General features: G+C 52.1%; 16 protein-coding genes. 13 read left to right on the top strand and 3 right to left on the bottom strand.

Going from position 1 to position 21,829, the window contains the following annotated elements; genetic code table 11:
• The first annotated feature begins 20 nt into the window (after positions 1 to 20).
• The 3 genes from aat (at position 21) to infA (ending at position 1,773) form a co-directional block, all read left to right on the top strand.
• Entirely contained in the window at positions 21 to 734 is a 714-nt protein-coding gene (aat, locus tag FCL42_RS14380) for a leucyl/phenylalanyl-tRNA--protein transferase (RefSeq protein WP_136864124.1), read from the top strand.
• Positions 727 to 1,431, top strand: a complete 705-nt coding sequence (locus FCL42_RS14375; RefSeq protein ID WP_136864123.1) for an arginyltransferase — start codon at positions 727 to 729, stop codon at positions 1,429 to 1,431. Before aat ends, FCL42_RS14375 begins: the two co-directional genes overlap by 8 nt.
• A gap of 123 nt (positions 1,432 to 1,554) precedes the next feature.
• Complete coding sequence (gene infA / locus FCL42_RS14370) at positions 1,555 to 1,773, top strand: translation initiation factor IF-1 (RefSeq protein ID WP_028108260.1); 219 nt, start codon at positions 1,555 to 1,557, stop codon at positions 1,771 to 1,773.
• A 103-nt stretch (positions 1,774 to 1,876) separates the two neighbouring features.
• Here the strand turns inward: infA and clpA are convergent, their stop codons facing one another.
• Together clpA and clpS are read right to left on the bottom strand one after the other, a co-directional pair.
• Positions 1,877 to 4,153 carry an ATP-dependent Clp protease ATP-binding subunit ClpA gene (gene clpA / locus FCL42_RS14365; protein ID WP_136864122.1) on the bottom strand — a complete coding sequence of 759 codons (2,277 nt, stop codon included), beginning with the start codon at positions 4,151 to 4,153 and terminating at the stop codon, positions 1,877 to 1,879.
• Between the two features lie 33 nt (positions 4,154 to 4,186).
• On the bottom strand, positions 4,187 to 4,501 hold the full coding sequence (gene clpS / locus FCL42_RS14360) for an ATP-dependent Clp protease adapter ClpS (protein WP_136864121.1): 315 nt from the start codon (positions 4,499 to 4,501) through the stop codon (positions 4,187 to 4,189).
• A 196-nt stretch (positions 4,502 to 4,697) separates the two neighbouring features.
• On the opposite strand from clpS, the gene cspD reads away from it, so the two are divergent.
• A complete protein-coding gene (cspD, locus tag FCL42_RS14355) occupies positions 4,698 to 4,907 on the top strand; it encodes a cold shock domain-containing protein CspD (RefSeq protein ID WP_136864120.1) in 210 nt (69 codons plus the stop codon).
• A gap of 62 nt (positions 4,908 to 4,969) precedes the next feature.
• Here the strand turns inward: cspD and icd are convergent, their stop codons facing one another.
• Positions 4,970 to 6,223, bottom strand: a complete 1,254-nt coding sequence (icd, locus tag FCL42_RS14350; RefSeq protein WP_136864119.1) for an NADP-dependent isocitrate dehydrogenase — start codon at positions 6,221 to 6,223, stop codon at positions 4,970 to 4,972.
• 194 nt (positions 6,224 to 6,417) lie between these two features.
• On the opposite strand from icd, the gene rluE reads away from it, so the two are divergent.
• The 9 genes from rluE to FCL42_RS14305 all read left to right on the top strand — a co-directional run bounded on the left by rluE (position 6,418) and on the right by FCL42_RS14305 (position 21,651).
• Entirely contained in the window at positions 6,418 to 7,071 is a 654-nt protein-coding gene (gene rluE, locus FCL42_RS14345; RefSeq protein WP_136864118.1) for a 23S rRNA pseudouridine(2457) synthase RluE, read from the top strand.
• Between the two features lie 210 nt (positions 7,072 to 7,281).
• Entirely contained in the window at positions 7,282 to 8,385 is a 1,104-nt protein-coding gene (mnmA, locus tag FCL42_RS14340) for a tRNA 2-thiouridine(34) synthase MnmA (RefSeq protein WP_136864117.1), read from the top strand.
• An 11-nt stretch (positions 8,386 to 8,396) separates the two neighbouring features.
• Positions 8,397 to 9,008, top strand: coding sequence for a high frequency lysogenization protein HflD (gene hflD / locus FCL42_RS14335; protein ID WP_136864116.1), 612 nt, complete (start codon positions 8,397 to 8,399; stop codon positions 9,006 to 9,008).
• A 104-nt stretch (positions 9,009 to 9,112) separates the two neighbouring features.
• Positions 9,113 to 10,480, top strand: a complete 1,368-nt coding sequence (gene purB / locus FCL42_RS14330; RefSeq protein ID WP_136864115.1) for an adenylosuccinate lyase — start codon at positions 9,113 to 9,115, stop codon at positions 10,478 to 10,480.
• Between the two features lie 247 nt (positions 10,481 to 10,727).
• The gene (locus FCL42_RS14325; protein ID WP_136864114.1) at positions 10,728 to 13,460 is read left to right on the top strand and encodes a collagenase; all 2,733 of its coding nucleotides are present in this window, start codon (positions 10,728 to 10,730) and stop codon (positions 13,458 to 13,460) included.
• Positions 13,461 to 13,610: 150 nt separating this feature from the next.
• Positions 13,611 to 14,648 (top strand): efflux RND transporter periplasmic adaptor subunit, encoded by a 1,038-nt coding sequence (locus tag FCL42_RS14320; RefSeq protein ID WP_136864113.1) that lies wholly within the window; start codon positions 13,611 to 13,613, stop codon positions 14,646 to 14,648.
• Positions 14,636 to 17,683, top strand: coding sequence for an efflux RND transporter permease subunit (locus FCL42_RS14315; RefSeq protein WP_136864112.1), 3,048 nt, complete (start codon positions 14,636 to 14,638; stop codon positions 17,681 to 17,683). The genes FCL42_RS14320 and FCL42_RS14315 overlap by 13 nt, the downstream gene beginning before the upstream one ends.
• A gap of 41 nt (positions 17,684 to 17,724) precedes the next feature.
• The gene (locus tag FCL42_RS14310; RefSeq protein ID WP_136864111.1) at positions 17,725 to 18,855 is read left to right on the top strand and encodes a JmjC domain-containing protein; all 1,131 of its coding nucleotides are present in this window, start codon (positions 17,725 to 17,727) and stop codon (positions 18,853 to 18,855) included.
• A gap of 105 nt (positions 18,856 to 18,960) precedes the next feature.
• On the top strand, positions 18,961 to 21,651 hold the full coding sequence (locus FCL42_RS14305; RefSeq protein ID WP_136864110.1) for a collagenase: 2,691 nt from the start codon (positions 18,961 to 18,963) through the stop codon (positions 21,649 to 21,651).
• The last annotated feature ends 178 nt before the right edge of the window (positions 21,652 to 21,829 follow it).

Here is a 21,829-nt window from a genome sequence, read left to right as displayed (position 1 = left end):
TTAGTTAGATAATACCCACTATGACCCAAGTTGTCCGCTACCTGCATGACGAAAGCCATTGGTTCCCTAAGCCAGATAATGCGCTGGATGAGCCCAATGGCCTGCTGGCCATTGGCGGCGATTTAAGCCCGGCACGAATACATGCGGCCTATCAACAAGGTATTTTCCCTTGGTTTAATCCCGATGAACCCATTCTTTGGTGGTCTCCAGACCCCAGAGCGGTGTTTCGAGTCTCGGAGTTTGTGCCATCAAAAAGTTTGAAGAAACGAGGCCGAAAACACCCATGGCGCATCACCCTCAACCACCAATTTCTCTCAGTGATGCAGGCCTGCGCTGCGCCACGAGATCAGCAGGGCGGCACCTGGATCACCCAGTCCATGCAACAAAGCTACCTTGAGCTGCATCGTCAAGGGATTGGTCATTCCGTTGAGGTGTGGGATGAAGACACACTCGTTGGCGGCTTATATGGGCTGCTGATTGGCGGCGTATTTTGTGGCGAGTCGATGTTTCACCGCCAAACCGATGCCTCAAAAATCGCCTTTTGGGCGCTCATCGAGCACCTAAAACGCTGCGGCGTTGATTGGGTTGATGCTCAGGTGCCCAATGATCACCTGAGCTCTCTAGGGGCAAAAGCGATGCCTCGTAGCGAGTTTCTTGAGCTGTTAGCGGCCCATGGCGGTAAACTGATAGATATGAAGCTGTGGCTGCCACAGAGGATTACATTGAATGTCTGAAGCAAGCCGTTTACCTGTCGGCATTAGCCAACCCTTTGCCTGCAGTTATCGTCCTGACCAGCAGGAGCAGCTGCTGATCGTGCAAAGTAAGATGACGCCTGAGCATTTTGAGTCATTGATGGCCATGGGGTTTCGTCGCAGTGGCGATGACGTCTATCGGCCGCACTGCCCTTCCTGTCGCGCCTGTCAGCCAATTCGTGTGCCGGTTAAAACCTTTACTCCCAGTCGCTCTCAAAAGCGGGTACTGGCCAAAAACCGGGATCTTGTCTGGCGCGCGGTAGAAGAGGTCACTGAAGAGCAGCAGGCGCTGTATATGCGTTACATTCGAGAACGTCACAACGATGGCCCCATGTATCCGCCAACTCAGGAGCAGTACCAACGCTTTCTTCAGTGCCAGTGGTTACCACAGACCTATCTCGAAGCACGGCTGGATGGGAAACTGGTGATGGTGGCCGTGACCGACGTGTTGGAGCACTCGCTGTCTGCGGTGTACACCTTCTTTGACCCCGGTTTAGATAAACGCTCCCTCGGACGTTGCGGCATCTTAATGCAAATAGAATTTGCCAAGCGGATGGGTAAGCATTTTCTCTATCTGGGCTATCAAATAGACCAATGCAGTAAAATGTCCTATAAAACCCAGTATCGCCCCTGCCAAACCCTAACCCACAAGGGCTGGAAAACCTTGGAGATGGTGTAATTTCATCGGTCAACAAGGGCTTGATGAAGCGCATTTGCCGCTCAAATGGCCTACGCCTTTACAGTGGCGTGCTTTTGCGGCATGATACGCCCGATTTTCGTTTCGTAACAGGATAACCTTTTAATGGCAAAAGAAGACAGTATTGAGATGCAGGGGACCATTTTGGAAACCCTTCCTAACACAATGTTCCGTGTTGAGTTGGAAAATGGTCACGTTGTAACTGCCCACATCTCTGGAAAAATGCGTAAGAACTACATCCGTATCCTTACCGGCGATACCGTAACTGTAGCTCTGACTCCATACGATCTGTCCAAAGGTCGCATCGTCTTCCGCTCTCGTTAATCGCTGTTACCGGAGCAGTGACCACGGCGGCTGTTTCGTAAATCGATTATAAGAAAGCCCAGCGAATGCTGGGCTTTTTGGTATTAATGCTTCTCAGTTGCAGTTAATCAGCAACCACCGCTTTGTCTTCGCTGGAATACTCGAATGACAGAGCATCGTCCACCACGGTAATGGTAACGTCACCGCCCTTCTGCAGACGACCAAACAGGATCTCATTGGCCAGAGGCTTCTTCAGCTGCTCCTGAACCAAACGACTCATTGGCCGTGCCCCCATGTTCTGATCGTAACCCTTCTCAGCCATCCAGGTGCGAGCGTCGTCATCCACATGCATCACCACGCCTTTGTCATCCAGTTGGGCTTGCAGCTCAACTAAGAACTTATCGACCACTTTGGCGATAACCTGCATATCCAGATGGTTAAACCAGACAATGGAATCCAAACGGTTACGGAATTCCGGTGTGAACACTCGGTTGATCTCCGTCATCGCATCTAGGCTGTGATCCTGCTGCTGGAAGCCGATGGACTTACGAATGGTCTCCTGAACACCGGCGTTGGTGGTCATCACCAGAATCACATTTCTAAAGTCTGCCTTACGGCCATTGTTATCAGTCAACGTACCGTGGTCCATCACCTGCAGCAGCAAGTTGTAGACATCAGAGTGGGCTTTTTCAATCTCATCGAGCAATACCACACTGTGAGGCTGCTTGATCACCGCATCGGTCAGCAGACCGCCTTGGTCGTAGCCCACATAGCCTGGAGGCGCGCCCACCAAACGGCTAACGCTGTGGCGCTCCATGTACTCAGACATGTCGAAACGGATAAGCTCCACACCCAATAAGCGGGCCAGCTGCTGGGTAATCTCGGTTTTACCCACACCGGTTGGGCCTGCCAACATGAAGTTACCCACGGGCTTATCTTCACTGCCCAGACCACTACGGGACAGACGAATGGCCGCCGTTAAGGAGTCGATGGCCTGATCTTGGCCAAACACCACCATTTTCAGATTGCGATCCAGATTCTTCAGCAGATCTTTATCAGACGCCGATACCGATTTCTCTGGAATGCGAGCAATCTTAGCGATGATCGCTTCGATGTCGGTCACAGATACCGTCTTCTTACGCTTAGACGGCGGCAGCAGCGCCATACGGGCTCCTGCTTCATCGATAACGTCAATGGCCTTATCAGGCAGGTGACGCTCGTTGATGTGCTTAGCGGCCAGCTCAGAGGCTGCTGACAGCGCTGATTGGGTATAACGCACCCCGTGGTGCGCCTCATAGCGCTCTTTCAGCCCCTGCAAAATTCGAGTGGTGTCCTCAACACTGGGCTCGACCACGTCGATCTTCTGGAAACGTCGTGCCAAAGCGCGATCTTTCTCGAAAATGCCCTGGAACTCTTGGTAGGTAGTGGAGCCCACACAGCGCAATTTGCCGCTAGAGAGCATCGGCTTAAGCAAGTTCGACGCATCCATCATGCCGCCGCTGGCAGCACCGGCACCAATGATGGTGTGAATCTCATCGATAAACAGCACGGCGTTTTTGCGGCGCTGCAACTGGCGCAACACGGATTTAAACCGTTTTTCGAAATCGCCTCGATACTTGGTCCCCGCCAGCAACGAGCCCATGTCCAAGCTGAAGATGATGCAGTCTTTCATCACCTCAGGAACCTGCTCGTTAACGATTCGATAAGCTAGGCCTTCGGCGATGGCGGTTTTACCCACACCGGCCTCACCCACCAACAGCGGGTTGTTTTTGCGGCGGCGACACAACACCTGAATGGTGCGTTCCAGCTCAGAATCACGACCAATCAATGGGTCAATCAAGCCCGATTGCGCTTGCTCATTCAAGTTGGTAGCGAAGTTTTCCAGCTTATCGCTGCTGTCGGCGTTGTCATCCGCTTGTGCGTCATCATTGACGCTGTTGTCTTCGATGCTACCTTCGCTGCCGTCACCCTTCACGACGCCATGGGCGATGAAGTTAACCACATCCAAACGGGTCACATCGGATTTGCGCAGCAGGTAGACCGCTTGGGACTCCTGCTCGCTGAAAATGGCCACCAATACGTTGGCACCGGACACCTCATTGCGGCCGCTGCTCTGTACGTGGAATACCGCCCGCTGCAACACGCGCTGGAACCCTAGGGTGGGCTGAGTCTCCCGCTCTTCGTCATCGGCGGGGATCAGTGGGGTGGTTTGCTCAATGAACCCTTCAATATCCTGTTTGAGGTTCACCAGTTTTGCGCCACAGGCTTCAAGGGCCTCTTTGGCCGCAGGGTTTTCCAATAGCGCCAGCAACAGGTGCTCGACGGTCATGAACTCGTGTCGACTGCTTTTCGCTTTTTGAAATGCGTTATTCAAGGTCAATTCGAGGTCTTTATTCAGCATATGGATTTCCCCTGAGTTACGTAAAACTTCACATCAGACCTGCTCTGTTGAACACAACAGAGGATGGCCGTTCTCTCTCGCATATCGATTTACCTGCATGGACTTGGTTTCAGCAATGTCCATGGAATAGAGGCCGCACACCCCCTTACCCTGATAATGCACCGACAACATAATTTCGGTGGCTTGTTCGACGGTTTTTGAAAAATATTTCTGCAGTACTTCAACCACAAAATCCATTGGCGTGTAGTCGTCGTTGTTCAGTATCACCTTGTACTGACGAGGCGGCTCTACCGCTTGTTGTTGCTCTTCCCGTTCAACAACAAAATCCGTGTTGGTCTCTCTGCTCATAATAAAAGCGTAGTCACTCTAAATGGGTTTGTTGTAGATAATGACGTAATTAAGCCTTGACTCATACGTTATCACTTTGTTAATGATTAAGGGTCAACAGCAAAAGTTGGCCGCTATGTTTCCCCCGTACCTCTGTTATATGGGGGAAATCTAACGATTACAAGACGATTCAAGACTAATGGAAGGAAGTCGAGGTATGGCTAACGGAACAGTTAAGTGGTTTAACAACGCCAAAGGATTCGGATTTATCTGCCCAGAGACTGGTGGTGAGGACGTGTTTGCACACTACTCCACTATTCAGATGGAGGGGTATCGCACGTTAAAGGCTGGCCAACTTGTGGAGTTTGAAATGGAGCAAGGCCCTAAGGGCATGCACGCTTCCAACATCACTCCAGCGAACAAGTAAATCACTCAGATAAAAAAAGCAGGCCATCTGGCCTGCTTTTTTATTGCCTGTAAACCGATGGCTTACATGTTGTTGATAATGGCATCACCGAACTCAGAGCAGCTCAGCAACGTGGCATCATCCATCAGGCGATCGAAATCGTAAGTCACGGTCTTGGCAGCGATTGCGCCTTCCATGCCCTTCACAACCAGATCGGCGGCTTCGGTCCAACCTAGGTGACGCAGCATCATCTCACCGGATAGAATCAATGAACCTGGGTTCACCTTATCTTGGCCAGCGTATTTAGGGGCGGTGCCGTGAGTCGCTTCGAACAGCGCCACACCATCACCGATGTTGGCACCAGGAGCAATACCAATACCACCAACCTGAGCCGCCAGTGCATCAGAGATGTAATCACCGTTCAGGTTCATGGTGGCAATCACATCGTACTCCGCAGGGCGAAGTAGAATCTGCTGCAGGAAGGCATCGGCGATCACGTCTTTGATGATGATCTCTTTGCCGGTGTTCGGGTTGGTCATCTTGCACCATGGGCCGCCGTCCAGCAGCTCGGCACCAAATTCACGCTGGGCCAGCTCATAACCGAAGTCTTTAAACGCACCTTCGGTGAACTTCATGATGTTGCCCTTGTGCACCAAGGTCACAGAATCACGGTCGTTGTCGATGGCGTACTGGATGGAGGCGCGAACCAGACGCTCAGTACCCTCTTTGGAGATTGGCTTGATGCCGATGCCGCAATTCTCTTCAAAGCGGATCTTAGTGGCACCCATCTCCTCGGTCAGGAACTTGATCACCTTATCGGCGTCAGCGGTACCAGCTTGCCACTCTACGCCGGCGTAGATGTCTTCACTGTTTTCACGGAAGATCACCATGTCAGTCAGTTCAGGCTGCTTCAGCGGGCTTGGAGTACCTTGGTAGTAGCGAACCGGACGTAGGCAGACGTAGAGATCCAGCTCCTGACGCAGGGCCACGTTCAAAGAGCGAATGCCGCCGCCAACAGGGGTAGTCAGTGGGCCTTTAATGGCGACCGCGTAGTCTTTAACCGCCTCAAGGGTTTCCTGAGGTAGCCAGGTATCGGCACCGTATACCTGAGTGGATTTCTCACCGCAGTACACTTCCATCCAGTGGATCTTGCGCTCGCCGCCGTAGCACTTCTCAACGGCCGCATCCAAAACCTTGCGCATCGGCGGGGTTACATCAACACCAATGCCGTCACCCTCAATGAATGGGATGATCGGCTCATTTGGGACTTGCAGTGCGCCGTTGTCGGCAACCGTGATCTTCTGACCTGCGGTAGGGACGACAATCTTAGACTCCATGTTATTCTCCTTTTTCCTTGCGCGGACCGGCGATCTTAGGTGACCACCGGAATTTGAACTTGGTCACAAATCGCCGCCATCATAAAACATTCCACCCAATTTAGAAATGCCAGACTCAGTGTCCGCCCTTTCTCGTAACGCAACAATTCAACCTTGGTCTAGTACCCATACAAAAAACCAAGTAAACTGAGGGGATGCAAAATAAACGCCCCCAAAAATCGTCTCGACGCCCCAGCGCCAAGGCAGGTCAACGGCCCCAGCGCCGCCCCGTTCGAAAACCCACCCACAAGGCCAATAACGAACCTCAAAAACTGGTGCTGTTTAACAAGCCTTTTGACGTGCTGACGCAATTTACCGATGACGCCAATCGAACCACTCTGAAGCAGTTCATCGACATTCCCGGCATCTATGCCGCCGGCCGTCTCGACAGAGACAGCGAAGGCCTGTTGGTGCTTACCAACGACGGTAAATTGCAGGCCAAGTTGACCCAACCGGGCAAGAAAACCAGCAAGACCTACTGGGTTCAGGTAGAGGGCGATCCCAGCGAGGCCGATCTCGACGCCCTGCGCACCGGCGTTACCCTCAAAGATGGGCCAACCCTGCCCGCAAAGGTTGAACGCATGGAGGAGCCAGCCCAGCTTTGGCCTCGAAATCCTCCCATTCGAGAGCGCAAAGCCATCCCCACCACTTGGCTGGCGATCACCATTATCGAAGGACGAAACCGCCAAGTGCGGCGAATGACCGCCCATATTGGTTACCCAACCCTAAGGCTGATTCGCTATCGCATGGGACAGTGGACCATCGATGGATTGGCCAACGGCGAGTACCGAGTAATAGCAAAGCCCTAATGGGTCTCTATTGGCTACATGGCCGAGTTCAACGACATCATAGCGAAGGCGTTAGAACTAAAATTTCGATATTATTCGAAATAAATTCTTGCCTATCGCCCTTGAACTGTGATCCAATTAGCCCCATATCCGCTTTTCGTGATAAAATCTGCGCCCGCCCATTGCTGGGCGTTTTTTGTTTAGCATTTAGATATTCGGAACTCGCTGTCTATGTCAGATAACAGTACCAAAAAGGTGATCGTCGGCATGTCCGGCGGTGTGGACTCCTCAGTTTCTGCTTACTTGTTGATGCAACAGGGTTATCAAGTGGAAGGTCTGTTCATGAAGAACTGGGAAGAGGACGACACAGAGGAGTACTGCGCGGCCGCTCAGGATCTGGCCGACGCCCAAGCTGTGTGCGACAAACTCGGAATTGAGTTGCACAGCGTGAACTTTGCTGCCGAGTACTGGGATAACGTATTCGAGTACTTCCTCGAAGAGTACAAAGCCGGTCGCACTCCGAACCCAGATATCATGTGCAACAAAGAGATCAAATTTAAGGCTTTCCTAGAGTTCGCCGCTGAAGCGCTGGGAGCCGATTACATCGCTACCGGCCACTACGTGCGCCGCCGCGAAGTGGGGAACGGTCAATTTGAGATGCTGCGTGGTCTGGACAACAACAAAGACCAAAGCTACTTCCTCTACACCCTCGGCAGCGAGCACGTAGGCCAAACCCTATTCCCTGTGGGTGAGCTTGAGAAGCCGGAAGTTCGCCGCATCGCCGAAGAGCAAGGCCTTATCACCGCCGATAAGAAAGACTCCACCGGCATCTGCTTTATCGGCGAACGAAAGTTTACCGATTTTCTGAGCAAATACCTGCCCGCTCAGCCAGGTGACATCGAAACCACCGAAGGTGACGTCATTGGCACCCACCAAGGTTTGATGTACCACACCCTAGGCCAACGTAAAGGCCTTGGCATCGGCGGCATGAAAGAATCCGGTGATGAGCCATGGTACGTGGTGGACAAAGATCTTGAGCGCAACGTATTGATCGTGGGTCAGGGCGCCAAGCACCCTCGCCTATTCTCAAACGGTCTGGTGGCCAATCAGCTGCACTGGGTTGACCGACAAGGTCCTGCCGATGGCAGTAAAATCACCGTTAAGACCCGTTATCGTCAACAAGATATTCCTTGTACTCTCAAGGTGTTGGATAATGGTGACCTGCAGGTGATGTTTGATGAGCCTGTCTCTTCGGTAACACCAGGCCAATCTGCCGTATTCTACGACAGCGAAGTGTGCCTTGGCGGCGGTATCATCGACTCAGTGATTCGATAACGGAAAAATTGATGCAACAGGATTTACACGCTCGCACCTTGGCCTTTGCCGCCATCTGCCATGCCATCTCTCAGGTACAGCAGCTGGCTCGCTATGGCCGTCTTGATGAACAGCAGATCGCCGACAGCCTTGGCGCCATTATGGTGACCGACCCAGATAAAGTGGAAGACATCTACGATCCGCACAAGCTGGCCCCTGGATATCGCACCCTGATCGACCAGATTGGCGATGGCAGTCGCAAAGACGTCGACATGACTCGCTACATCGTTGGCGTATTGGCACTGGAGCGCAAACTCTCTGCCAACAAGTCGGCACTGGGCATGCTTGGTGAGCGAATTTCTCAAGTGAAGCGCCAGTTACATCATTTTGAAATCACCGACTCGCAAGTTCTGGCCAATCTGTCGTCAATCTACAGCGACGTGATCAGCCCTTTGGGTGCCAAAATCCAAGTGGTGGGAAGCCCAGATCAGCTGCAGCAAAGCAGCAACCAGAACCGCATACGAGCCCTACTACTGGCCGCCGTTCGCGCGGCGGTATTGTGGCGCCAGCTGGGTGGTAAGCGCAGGCAATTGATGTTCTCGCGCAGTGCCATGGTGAAGACCGCCACCCAAGCATTACGATAGATAGTTACGGCGCAGGTTTACCCTGCGCCGTTTGTTTTACCAATTAAACAACAACGAATTCTGGCTCGATCCAGAATCACTACCTCTGACCCAAGGAGTTTGTCATGGAGCTTTCCAGCTTAACCGCCGTCTCACCTGTTGATGGCCGCTACGGAAGCAAAACCCTACCCCTACGCACCATTTTCAGTGAGTTCGGCCTGATCAAATACCGAGTTCAAGTGGAGATCAGCTGGCTGAAACTGCTGGCCGCCTGCCCAGAGATTGAAGAGGTTCCTTGCTTCTCAGAAGCCGCCTTGAAACTGCTGGACAGCATCGCCGAGAACTTCAGTGAAACCGATGCCGCCCGCATCAAAGAGATCGAGCGCACCACCAACCACGACGTAAAAGCCGTGGAATACTTCATCAAAGAGCGCATTGAAGGCAATGCTGAATTACACGCCATCAATGAGTTCGTGCACTTTGCCTGCACCAGTGAAGACATCAACAACCTGTCCCACGGCCTGATGCTAACCGAGGCCCGTGAGCAGGTAATTCTGCCTTACTGTCAGCAGTTGGTTGATGCCATTAAAGATCTGGCTCGCCGTTATGCCAACGTGCCGATGATGGCTCGCACCCACGGCCAACCGGCCAGCCCAACCACCATGGGTAAAGAGATGGCCAACGTTGCCATTCGTCTGGAGCGTCAGGTTAAGCAGATCAAGCAGGTGGAGATTCTAGGTAAGATCAACGGCGCCGTAGGTAACTACAACGCCCACCTGTCTGCCTACCCAAGCGTTGACTGGCACAACCTGTCCGAGCGCTTCGTCACCGGACTGGGCCTGACCTGGAACCCGTGGACCACTCAGATTGAGCCTCACGATTACATCGCCGAACTGTTTGATGCCATCGGTCGCTTCAACACCATTTTGCTGGACTTCGACCGTGACATCTGGGGTTACATCGCTCTGGGTCACTTCAAGCAGAAAACCGTTGCCGGTGAGATCGGTTCGTCCACCATGCCGCACAAGGTTAACCCAATCGACTTCGAAAACTCCGAAGGCAACCTGGGATTGGCCAACGCCTTGTTCTCCCACCTGGCCGCCAAACTGCCAGTTTCTCGTTGGCAGCGTGACCTAACCGACTCCACCGTTCTGCGTAACCTGGGTGTCGGCGTCGGCTACAGCGTCATCGCTTATCAGGCCTCCCTGAAAGGGATCAGCAAACTGGAAGTAAACGAGCAGAGCCTACTGGATGAGCTGGACAGCAACTGGGAACTGCTGGCGGAGCCAATTCAGACCGTGATGCGCCGCTACGGCATTGAAAAACCGTACGAGAAACTGAAAGAGTTAACCCGTGGTAAGCGTGTTAACCAGCAGATCATGGCTGAGTTCATCGATGGCCTAGCGCTACCAGACAGTGTTAAAGCGGAACTTAAAACTCTGACCCCAGCCAACTACCTAGGCCGGGCCCAGCTGTTTTTAGAACAGATCTAAACCCTATATCTCGAATCAGCGCCACCTATCTGGGTGGCGCCTTTTAAAATTCGAATCTCCTCTCATCAAGCATTCGAATAATAATTCCCTAAAGTCCTATCAGCACCTTTCAAGTCAAAGTCATGCAATAGAATTCATGTTCATCTCAAATTAGGTCGTACCCTATCAAAATAAAGACTTAAGTGATTGTAATATTGAAACAAATGATCCACGATAGGCTGTCATTTTTTGTTCAGGGAAGTCGGGTATGCGGTGCTTTACTAACTCTTTGGTTATTTCAATTGCCTTTGCATTGTTTGGCTGCGGTGGCGGAAGTTCAAGCAGTGATAGCTCCGTTGAAAAACCACCTATTCCCACACCGACACCGCCCTCGTTAGAAATCCCCGAATTAGGGAGTCACTGTAAAGCTGTTCTTCCAGATACTTCAGAGCAAGTTAATCTAGATACTCTAGCCCAAGAGATCGTAGAGTCGACACCTGAGCAATGGCAAAGTCCGGATTTCACCCATGATTGTCGTTTAGCAAGCGTTAACGATGGCTTGTCACAAATTGCCACTAAAGCAGATTTATCACACCCCTATTTAATAACATTACTCGATTACTTGGTTTTCATTCCACCAGCAGATCGATACAACAAAGCCATCGAAGAGCTTAGCGCTACACTGGAAAAAATTTCTCAGTTAGAAGAGTTTTTTGTTGTAAACAATGAAACAGCGAAAGCTCAGGAGGCCTACCTAAACGTACTTCGCAGCTATGCCTCTGCAGAGGGGCTTCAGAACCATTTTTCTCAACATAAAAAAAACTTGCGACTCCTTTTTGAGTCACTGACGACTGATGAAAGTCAAAATTTAACTCGTTATCACTATCTAGTATATAGATCTCTTCAGGCCATCAATCTCTTTACTGATTACGCAACCAATAACAATACTTTGCGAGAACAACTACTTGAAGATATCGCGTTGCATCAGTCTTTACTAAACTTCGGAGAGCATAAAAATGCGATTATCGATCAGCAAACATGGCCAGTGCGTTGGGTGGCAGACACTCTTGCAAAAAGGTTTCTATTGCTAGGCAGTGATTCAGAAACATCAACTATTGATCAACAAATAAGAGAGCTTGCCGAAGTTCATATCAATCAAAATCCATTAATAGAGCGAGATTTTAATCGCATTACCGAAGACTATTTAACCAATACTGGAAAAAGACTGCAGCTCTGCGATACCACCTTTTCCGGTTTTTGTACGCAAAGCAAGGCAGCTGTTCCACAACTTACGATTCCAGAGCCAATCTACACTGATGACACACAACTCAGCTCTTTTACTCAAGCTATTCTTGCAGGGCAAGCCCACTGCAACGACCTGAAAGAGCATCACGTCGAAGAGATTGGCCATGCGATGCAATTTTTGGCACACTCCCCCTCGACGGATCACACAAAAATCACACGATTAGCAAGTTGCTTTAATTACGCTGCTCAATGGGCTTCAACCAATGAGCAATTTGTTGTTATCAGCAATGCAATGCTAGAGCTTAGTCAGTTAGATATGTTTCTAACTCAAACCGAGCTCTTCGAATTGTATCTCCATGCTTGGTCATCACTAGCTGAAACCCACCCAGACGCATTCGAACAAGAAGAGCAATATAGAGAGCTAAAACTAATAGCTCTCAAACAGATGGACTGGACGCCTCATTTTCAAGTGATGGCATCAATAATCAATCGAATTTCAGAGCAGGGTTCGACTCTTCAACAACAAAGCACCATTTGGGAACTGCAAAACGCTTTGACCCACTATTTCCCAATTCAAGGTTATACAGACTACAATGCAACAGAGTTTAGAAATTCTCTCCTAAATCTAGGACACGCGCTTTCTCTTGAGCTTACTCCAAATAACAGTACCATCTATTGGCTGTATCAAATTTACGAAAATATGTACGATACAGTTGTCGCGGCTACGACAAGTTCACAATTACTTACTGAAGAAAAAGAGAAGCTAGAAAAGCAACTCATCGAAGTCACCAATCACTTCTCGACACACCCAAGTTCTAGGATCGTGAAAGGTATTTTCTCCAATTCTTTTGCCGAATATGACTTTGCATCAGCAGAATGTAATGACGCTAATAGCGTTATTTGTGCCCCGATGCAAGCGCGTACTGCGAAAGAAGCCCTACCCCAATATATGAAATGCTCATCTAATGTTACGCTTCGAAGTCAAAAACTGTCGGCTCAGCAGACAATAGATACCTGCAATGACATTGCTCAAGTGGAATATCGATACCACTCTATGCTCGAAACCGGCAAACAACCGAGTAGCCCTCTAAATGCTCCTCAGAAAACACAAATATTAGTTTTTAATTTTCCTGATACCTACAACGATTGGCGATTAGAACAGAGCTGCAATGGTGCGGTTTATGACGGCTGTTTCGCACCTACGCTATTTTATCCCTACAGCAACCGAACTTTAGAAGATGGCAGCTTAGAGATAGCGGTCGATCTTGATCAGAGCTCTGGCAAAGTTCCCTTTGCAGCTCAAGGGTACGTGGCTAACATTTGGAAATTTGATATGAATGCTGGCCATCAGCGAAGAACTTTTCCTGATGGAGTAACGGCGCTTTCTACCGGTATTGAATACTACATTACGTGGGAAAATAACTTTCCTTTCGAACTAAGACTACCACCCAGTGATGACAAACTAACTCTTGCTGGTGCATTTTCTGAGCCATGTGATTGTGGTTACGAGCGCGATTATAACAATGCCTATCTGTTAGTGAGGTTTTTGTACGAGGAGGATAAAGCGGCACTGCTATCTCTGCTGAATCACTACCGCAGCGGTGATGACGCCGCATTTGAGTCGCAGCGAAAACAAATAGAGTCTACCAAAGAGTCCCATTGGCAAAGCTGGCTACAAGTACTTGAGCAGAAAAACCAAAATCAAGCCGTTCTTAAAGCCTTTTATGATTCGCCACGGGCACCAATAACTCACTAACAAAGATAATAAATAATAGGCACAGAACTAATGGGCTGCGTTATGCAGCCCTTTTTTTGACATTTTTTTCAGACTAGATGCATACACTGTTGTTTTTACGATAAAAACACTTCAAGTTAACCTTATAATTCAACTTAAGGATGCGTTGTTATGTCTGTCCGTCGCCTCGCCTGGCTACTGCCTTTGGCCTTTACTCTCTTTGGCTGTGATGCCCCTTTAGAGCCGGAGAGCAGCAACGCCATCCGGCCGGTAAAGCTGTTCACTGTCAGCAATGAATCCAGCGAACAAACCCATCGCTACCCCGCGGTTATTGCCGCATCCAAAGAGGCCGAACTGAGCTTTCAGGTCAGTGGATTGCTGCAGGAGCTCAACATAAAAACCGCGCAGGAGATCAAACAGGGCGACGTGCTGGCGAAACTGGATCAGCGCGATTTCTCCAACCAGTTGGCATCCGCCAAAGCCGAATATGAAAACGCCGAACGGGAATACCAGCGCCTCGCAAAGGTAGCCGATAAGGGGCTGATCTCCCAGAGCGACCTTACCAAACAACGATCAGCCCGCGACATCGCCAAAGCCCAGTTGGGCATCGCGGAAAAAGCCCTTTCAGACAGCGTTCTCACCTCCCCCTTTGATGCCATGGTGGCCCAGGTGCCGGTAACCCGATTGCAAAGCATCACCGCCGGACAAGCGATCACCACCATCATCGCCACCGACGAGCTGGAAGTGACCTTTGATGTGCCATCACGTCTAATTCGCAGCGATCAGGAGCCGCTGGTGGAACTTATCCTAAATAATGACCCCGGCGTTCGCCTGCCAACCACCTTCAAAGAGCTGGAGTTGATTGCCGATCTCAGCTCCCAAACCTATCCCATTACCATGGTGTTTACTCCGCCAGAGGACAAGATCATTCTGCCGGGGATGTTGGCCACCATTGAGGTGACGCCGCTACCAGGGGAGCAATCTCTGCTTCAGGTGCCTCTAGCGGCCATTCAAAGTCAGGGAGACCAGCGGTTTGTCTGGTTATTTGATCCCCAGAGCAATACCGTCAGCCGTCGAGATGTAGTGGTGAAGGATGGCATCGGCGACCAGCTTTCAGTGGAATCGGGGCTGAACAGTGGTGACGTCATCGTCGCTGCCGGCGGTGCCTACCTCAGTGAAGGGCTGGAGGTTCGCCCATGGCAGGAGTAAATCTCGCGGAGTTCAGCATTAAGAACCAACTGCTGAGCATCATCGCCATCGCCCTAATGCTATTTGGCGGCTGGAACGCCTATCAGGGCATGCCGCGGCTCGAAGATCCGGACTTTACCATTCGCGAAGCGCCGGTGATCACTTACTATCCTGGTGCCAGTCCGATGGAAGTGGCCGAGGAGGTAACCGAGCCCCTAGAGCGAGCCATTCAGGGCATGCAGGAGGTGGATGAACTGGAGTCGATCTCCTCCGATGGCAAATCGGAAATTAGCGTTAAGATCAAATACGAGTTTTCCAAAACCAAAGGCGACCTGCAACTGGTATGGACCAAGTTGAGAAACAAGGTCTCCGACGCTCAGTATCAGCTGCCACCGGGCACTCAGACCTCCATCGTGGTCGATGACTTTGGCGACGTTTATGGCCTTTATTATCTGATCACCGGGCCTGGTTTTTCTCCCGCGGAGCTGCGGCGCTACGCAAAAACCCTGCAAAATGAGTTGCTGCAAGTAGACGGCGTTGGCAAGGTCGAGCTCGATGGCGAACAAACTGAAGCGATCTACGTTGAGATCTCTCGCGCCCACGCCAGTGCGTTAGGGGTGTCAATCAATAACATCTACAGCATTCTAAAGAGCCAAAATACCGTTGCCAGTGCCGGTGACGTGCTCATCGGCGACTTACGAGTCACCATCAATCCCAGTGGCGGCTTAGGCAGTGTCGATAGCATCAAAAACCTGCAGGTATCCAGCAGTGGTGATGGCCGAGTTATCTACTTAAAAGACATCGCCAATGTATGGCGTGGCTACCAAGAGCCCCGAGAACACAGCTACCGATTCGATGGTCAAGCTGCCATCGCTTTGGGCGTTTCCGGGGTTCAAGGCAGTAACATCGTCAAGGTGGGCAAAGGCATAGACGCCAAACTGGCCGAGTCAGAAAGCCGCCGCCCATGGGGCATTAGCGTCAACCAGTACTACCATCAAGGCCAAGAGGTGGAACTCTCCGTTCAGAACTTTGTCGCTAATGTAGTGGCCGCTCTGGTCATTGTTGTCGTGACGCTGCTGCTGTTCATGGGCATTCAATCCGCCAGCGTCATCGGTGCCATCTTACTGCTGACCATTGCGGCCACGCTGGCCACCATGCAGATCAGTGACATCCCCATGCACCGCATCTCCTTAGGCGCGCTGATCATCGCCCTTGGGATGATGGTGGACAACGCCATCGTGGTCACCGAGGGCATTCTGGTCGGTGTTAAACGCGGCCTTGGCAAGCTGGCTATCGCGAAGCAAGTGGTTTCGCAAACTCAATGGCCTCTGCTCGGTGGCACCTTGGTAGGCATCATCGCCTTTGCTCCCATCGGCTTTGCCCCAGGGGACACCGCCGAGTACACCGGTCACCTGTTCTGGGTAATTTTGATCTCCTTGCTTTACAGTTGGCTATTCGCCCTCACCCTAACGCCACTGTTTTGCCATTGGCTGTTTAAAGAGCAAGCCTCTACCGAGGATGACACCAAACCCTCACCCCTGATTCGCGCTTATCGCGGCATGTTAACCAAGGCGCTCTCGATGCGAACCTTGGTATTGGCCGGGGTTGTTGGTCTGTTTGCGCTGTCGGTTTGGGGGTTTCGCTTTGTGCAATCGGGCTTTTTCCCCGCTTCCACCACGCCGCAGATGGTGGTGGATTACTGGCTGCCTCAAGGGACAGACATCGAACGTACCTACAGCGACCTAGTTCAGCTGGAGAAATTTGTCCTGCAGCAGCAAGGGGTAAAACACGTTAACGCCACCATTGGCGCTGGGGGGCAACGCTACATGTTGGTGTACGCCCCGGAGTCAGCCAACAGTGCCTATGGCCAGCTGCTTATCCGGCTAGAGGATTATCGTCAATCGGATGCCTTAATCCCGCTGATTCAGAACCACATCGATCAGACCTTCCCCAATGCGCAGGCTAAGGTGTGGCGCTTTATGTTAGGCCCCGGAGGCGGTTCCAAAATTGAAGCCACCTTCAAAGGGCCAGACCCACAGGTACTCCGAGTACTGGCTGACAAAGCCAAAGCGGTGATGATTGCCGATGGCCGAGCCATCTCAATTCAAGATGACTGGCGCCAACCGGTGAGCGTAATCGAACCTATCTATTCCGAATCGGAAGCTCGCCGAGCAGGCATCAACCGAGAGGATCTGGCAGCCGCGCTGCAGACCAACTACTCCGGCCGACAAATTGGTGTCTATCGAGAGCGGGACGACCTGCTGCCAATCATCGCCCGAGCTCCCGCCGCCGAGCGAGTTGGTATCGATGAGATCCGCAACATTCAGGTGCTGAGTTCTGCCAGTGGCAAGACCGTCCCCATCACCCAGATCACCGATGGTTTTCGAACCATCTGGCGCGATGGCCAGCTACGTCGAGAAGATCGCCTTTGGACCATCAAAGCCCAAAGCGATCCGCTGCCAACGGAGCTTGCTTCTGAGCTACTGGCGCGGATTCGTCCTGGCGTCGAAGCCATCGAACTACCTGACGGTTACACCCTTGAGTGGGACGGGGAGTACGGCAACGCCAAAGAGTCTAATGACGATCTGGCCTCGACCATTCCTCTTGGCATCTTAGCCATGGTTTTGGTGGTATTTATCCTGTTTGGTCAGGTTCGTCAGCCGGTGATCATCTGGTTGGTGGTGCCACTGGCACTGATTGGTGTGGTCGCAGGCTTGCTGTTAACACGGACGCCAATGGAGTTCATGGGGATCTTGGGGCTGCTGTCCCTCTCCGGCCTGCTGATCAAAAACGCCATTGTATTGGTGGATCAGATTGATCTTGAGATAGCCGACGGCAAACCGCCGTTCAATGCCGTAGTCGACGCCTCCGCCAGCCGAGTTCGCCCAGTAATGATGGGAGCGCTGACCACCGTTCTTGGGGTGATTCCGCTCTACTTTGATGCCTTCTTCCGCTCCATGGCGGTGGTGCTGGTGGGAGGCTTGAGCTTCGCTACCCTGCTGACGCTGGTGATGGTGCCGGTCCTGTACGCCGCGTTCTTCAAAATTAAGGCGTAAACCGATACACTCCGGAGCCCGAACGGACTCCGGAGTGTTTCATGGCCCACTACCATCTCAATCTCGATAGCCAACAATTCCTAAAACAGCATTGGCAGCAACAGCCGCTGTTTGTGGCAAACGCATTCAGCGATTTTATCGACCCCATTACCCCAGATGAACTGGCAGGCCTGGCGCTGGAACCCGAAGCCAGCAGCCGAGTGATTGTCAGTGAAAACGGCGATTGGCGAGTCGTTCCCGGCCCGGTCTCAGACTTTGAGCCTTTCGGTGACCAAAACTGGCAGCTGCTGCTTCAAGCCTGCAACCACTTCGTCCCTGACGCTCAAGCACTGGCGGATTGCTTTGACTTTCTGCCCCAGTGGCGATTTGATGATCTGATGGCAAGTTTCGCCACCATCGGCGGTGGCGTCGGCCCTCACATCGACAATTACGACGTATTCATTATTCAGGGCAGTGGCAGGCGTCGCTGGCAAGTGGGCGATAAGCTCAGTAACCAAAGCCGTAACACCGAATCCGGTTTGGATCTGGTTAATGACTTCACCCCGATCATCGATGTGGAGATGAGCCCTGGAGATCTGCTCTACATTCCCAAAGGCTACCCTCACTGCGGCCAAACCCTTACCGAGTCTCAGTCTTATTCGGTGGGCTTTCGCAGCCCTAGCCAGCAAGAGCTCTTAAGCCATCTCGCCGATCACCTACTGGAGCATAATCTTGGGCAGCAGCGACTAGAAACTCGTCATCAGCTGGGCACCGAAGCACATCAACTCTCAAAGGATCACCTCGCGCAGATGCGTGAACTGATGCAAGCGGCCATGGATAATGAGCAGATGATGAGCAGCCTGATGGGCCAACAGCTTAGCCAGAATCGCTTCGAACTGGCACTGCAGCCACCTGAGCTCCCCTATCAAACTGACGACCTGCTGAGGTTATTTGATGAAGGTCATCATCTGCATCGAATCGGCGGGCTTAAATGCCTGCTGAGTCCCGCCGCCGACGCCCTGTTTGTGGATGGAGATATGCATAAACTGTCCAAAGCATCACGAGACGGGGCTGAGCTCCTTGCTAAACAGCGCGAGATCACCCCAGAGCAAGCCCTGTTGGTGTTCGCCAACCCAGAGCTGCGCGAGTGGCTGACGGAATACGTAAACCTGGGGTACTGGTATCTTGAATGAGGCTCAAAACACAAAATGAATATTGTATAAAGTATTGATGTTGCATTTTTGTTATGAGAAGTTGTTTGACGAATAAAACAACAACACAATCAACAAGGAAGTTTCATGACAACATGCAATCGTTTTCAGCGAGCAGCCCTGCCCGTTGCCTTAGCGCTGTTACTTGGCGGCTGTGGCAGCGATGACAGCAGCGGCAGCACGCCGCCTCCGGCGGTGGTTACCCCAAGTGTTACCTTAACGGAGTTGGCCCAAGGCGTTGTCGATACCGACAGCGAACAGTGGCAAAGTGATGACTTTGAGCATAGCGGCCGCATTGATGCCGTAAGCGACGGGCTGGCTCAGATCGCTGAGCTGAGCGATATTGACGATGAGCGCCTGCTGCCGCTGCTGCAATACCTCACCTATGCCCCACAGGCCGAACGCAGCGAACCATCAACTAAGGCGCTCAGCCAAGCACTGTTGGCGATCACGGCCATGGACAACTTCCACGGCCCTGATGCGCCCGCCGGTTCGGTCCAAGAAGCCTACTTAGATGCCCTTAAAAGCTATCTCACCACCACGACGATGAGTCAAGACTTTAGCCTGCACGCAGCGGTCTTGGAAAAGATGCTCAATCAATTTGTCGAGCTGGATCAGCTCTATACCAATGAGCGATACGATTACGTCGTGTATCGACTACTGCAGACCCTGAACCAGGTTGGTCACGACGCGTACTTCGACGCACAGCTGCGAGAGGCGCTGCTGGCTGATGCAGACCTCCATCAAGCCATGCTGACCTTCGGAAGTCACAGTAACGCCATCATTGAGGGCGATACCTGGCCGGCCTGGTGGGTTATCGACACCCTTCGCAAACAGTATTGGCTTCATTATCAGGGCTCAGCAGGCATTGAGGAGACCAACGCCGACGCCCAAGCTCAGCTGGACGCCGACATGAGTGCGGTTGTAACAGCCCATCAAGGCAGCGATTTTGAACAGGCGACAGCCAAGATCGTCCGCGAGTATCTGGCCAATACCGGTGGTCGAGGACAGCTGTGTTTTACCACGTTTACCGACGTCTGTTTCAACCCAACCAGCAACGCAGAAGTGCCGCAGATGCCGCTACTGCCAGAGGCGGCCTATGGCAGCGACAGCGACTTTGTTGTCGGAACCCTAGAAGTCCTAGAGTCTGACAGCAGTCAATGGGGCAGCTTGAATCAAAACGGCCGCATGCAGGGCGTTTTTGATGCCATCCACTACCTAGCGCAGCAGGATGACATTGGCGATCCTCGCCTTGATAAGCTGCTGTATTACATCACTTTTACCGAGCGCTACAACGCGCTTAGCGAGGCTGAGTTGCTGTCGGCCCACCACGCGCTGCTGGCCGTGGCTCAGATGAGCGATTTCCTAAGCCGATTCGCCCCCGCCGGTACCATTCAGGAAGGCTACTCCAATGCCCTCTATCACTACACTTGGGAGCTGGGAAAGCGCGGCATGCTTCCTCCTCACAATCTGGTACTGAGCGCCCTATTTGATCACTTTACTCAACTGCAAGACCCCTACGCCTATGCCAACTACGGCTACAGCATCTACAGCGTCATGCGCAGCTATACCGAGTCCAGTAACGATGGCTGGTGGTCGGCCACCCTCCGTGAAGACGTTCTACAAGACAGTGCATTGCAACAAACCATGCTGAGCTTTGCCGCCAGCAACGCTGCGGTTGAAGGTGGCGAGCCATGGCCGGTCTGGCATGGGCTGAACGTCCTGCGCAAGCAATACTGGCTCTACAACGGCGGTGCCGATGGCATCGACGACACCGATACCGAAGCCCAAGCGTCTCTGGATCAAAGCGCGGTTGAGATTGTCCAAGCACACTTAGACCACAGCTACAGCGAGGTGGTCAAAGGCTACTTCTACGAGTATCTGCAAAATAGCGGTGGCCGAGGCGATGCCCTATGTACCAGCGAATTTGCCGAGGTGTGTGCCCTACCGCCAACGGTGGAAGACATATTGCCCATCCAACACGCCTGCTCAGACAGCGTTGTCATTCGCGCCCAGCAACTGACCGATGACGAATTGGCCTCGGCTTGCGGCGAGTTGGCCGAAGAGGAGACTCGCTTCCACACCATGATGGAAACGGATGAGGAGCCGGTTGCCGACGATTACAACGATGCGCTCAGAGTCGTGGTATTTGACAGCTACGATGACTACGACCAATGGGGCGGCGTGCTGTTTAACATCAATACCGATAACGGCGGCATCTATATTGAAGGCGACCCAAGTGACATGGACAATCAGGCCAGTTTCTATGCGCACGAAGCCACTTGGACCGACGACATCCTGATCTGGAATCTCAGCCACGAGTACGTGCACTACCTCGACGGTCGCTTCATCAAATATGGTGGTTTTCGCAGCGGTGAAGGGTTTGTGTTCTGGGCAGAAGGGTTAGCTGAGTACATCTCACTGCTCAACAACAACCCTGACGCCGTGGCGCTGGCCTCCGGTGACACTCTGACATTGAGTCAACTGTTTGCCACCACCTATGATTCAGGCTCAACCCAGGTGTATCGTTGGGGCTATCTGGGCATACGCTTCCTGTATGAGCAGGACAAGCCGGCACTGCTCTCCCTTGCCGCGGATCTTCGTGTTGGTGACTGGGCTGCCTATCAAGTGCAGCTTGCGGCGCTTGCCGATAGCCATGAGCAAAAATGGCAGCAGTGGTTATCCAACCTTGCCCCAGCAGCGATCAATGGCAAAGTTCACTCCACTGTGAGCGCACCATCCAAACCACAGCGGGGCAAACGGCCAGCCATTCAGTAGAAAGAAACAAAAAGCCCCCACTGAATCAGATGGGGGCTTTTTTTATTGAGCTGACCCGTCCTGAAATAGGTTTACACATTGGAGACCTATTATGGAAAAGGTAGAGCCCAAGCGACGCAGACGCTCGCAGCGTGATTACCCAATGGCCTTTAAATTATCTGTGGTTGAACAGGTAGAA

This window comes from Ferrimonas aestuarii (assembly GCF_005116665.1).
GTDB classification, from domain to species: domain Bacteria; phylum Pseudomonadota; class Gammaproteobacteria; order Enterobacterales; family Shewanellaceae; genus Ferrimonas; species Ferrimonas aestuarii.
The sequence above is the reverse complement of the archived record's forward strand: the minus strand, read 5'-3'. Positions and strand labels throughout refer to the sequence as shown.

What these genes read in the sequence shown, in the direction of transcription:
- purB (WP_136864115.1), top strand. Translation starts at nt 9,113, where the DNA reads ATGGAGCTTTCCAGCTTAACCGCCGTCTCACCTGTTGATGGCCGCTAC.
- hflD (WP_136864116.1), top strand. Translation starts at nt 8,397, where the DNA reads ATGCAACAGGATTTACACGCTCGCACCTTGGCCTTTGCCGCCATCTGC.
- FCL42_RS14325 (WP_136864114.1), top strand. Translation starts at nt 10,728, where the DNA reads ATGCGGTGCTTTACTAACTCTTTGGTTATTTCAATTGCCTTTGCATTG.
- FCL42_RS14320 (WP_136864113.1), top strand. Translation starts at nt 13,611, where the DNA reads ATGTCTGTCCGTCGCCTCGCCTGGCTACTGCCTTTGGCCTTTACTCTC.
- clpS (WP_136864121.1), bottom strand. Translation starts at nt 4,501, where the DNA reads ATGAGCAGAGAGACCAACACGGATTTTGTTGTTGAACGGGAAGAGCAA.
- aat (WP_136864124.1), top strand. Translation starts at nt 21, where the DNA reads ATGACCCAAGTTGTCCGCTACCTGCATGACGAAAGCCATTGGTTCCCT.
- clpA (WP_136864122.1), bottom strand. Translation starts at nt 4,153, where the DNA reads ATGCTGAATAAAGACCTCGAATTGACCTTGAATAACGCATTTCAAAAA.
- FCL42_RS14310 (WP_136864111.1), top strand. Translation starts at nt 17,725, where the DNA reads ATGGCCCACTACCATCTCAATCTCGATAGCCAACAATTCCTAAAACAG.
- cspD (WP_136864120.1), top strand. Translation starts at nt 4,698, where the DNA reads ATGGCTAACGGAACAGTTAAGTGGTTTAACAACGCCAAAGGATTCGGA.
- rluE (WP_136864118.1), top strand. Translation starts at nt 6,418, where the DNA reads ATGCAAAATAAACGCCCCCAAAAATCGTCTCGACGCCCCAGCGCCAAG.
- FCL42_RS14305 (WP_136864110.1), top strand. Translation starts at nt 18,961, where the DNA reads ATGACAACATGCAATCGTTTTCAGCGAGCAGCCCTGCCCGTTGCCTTA.
- infA (WP_028108260.1), top strand. Translation starts at nt 1,555, where the DNA reads ATGGCAAAAGAAGACAGTATTGAGATGCAGGGGACCATTTTGGAAACC.
- icd (WP_136864119.1), bottom strand. Translation starts at nt 6,223, where the DNA reads ATGGAGTCTAAGATTGTCGTCCCTACCGCAGGTCAGAAGATCACGGTT.
- mnmA (WP_136864117.1), top strand. Translation starts at nt 7,282, where the DNA reads ATGTCAGATAACAGTACCAAAAAGGTGATCGTCGGCATGTCCGGCGGT.
- FCL42_RS14315 (WP_136864112.1), top strand. Translation starts at nt 14,636, where the DNA reads ATGGCAGGAGTAAATCTCGCGGAGTTCAGCATTAAGAACCAACTGCTG.
- FCL42_RS14375 (WP_136864123.1), top strand. Translation starts at nt 727, where the DNA reads ATGTCTGAAGCAAGCCGTTTACCTGTCGGCATTAGCCAACCCTTTGCC.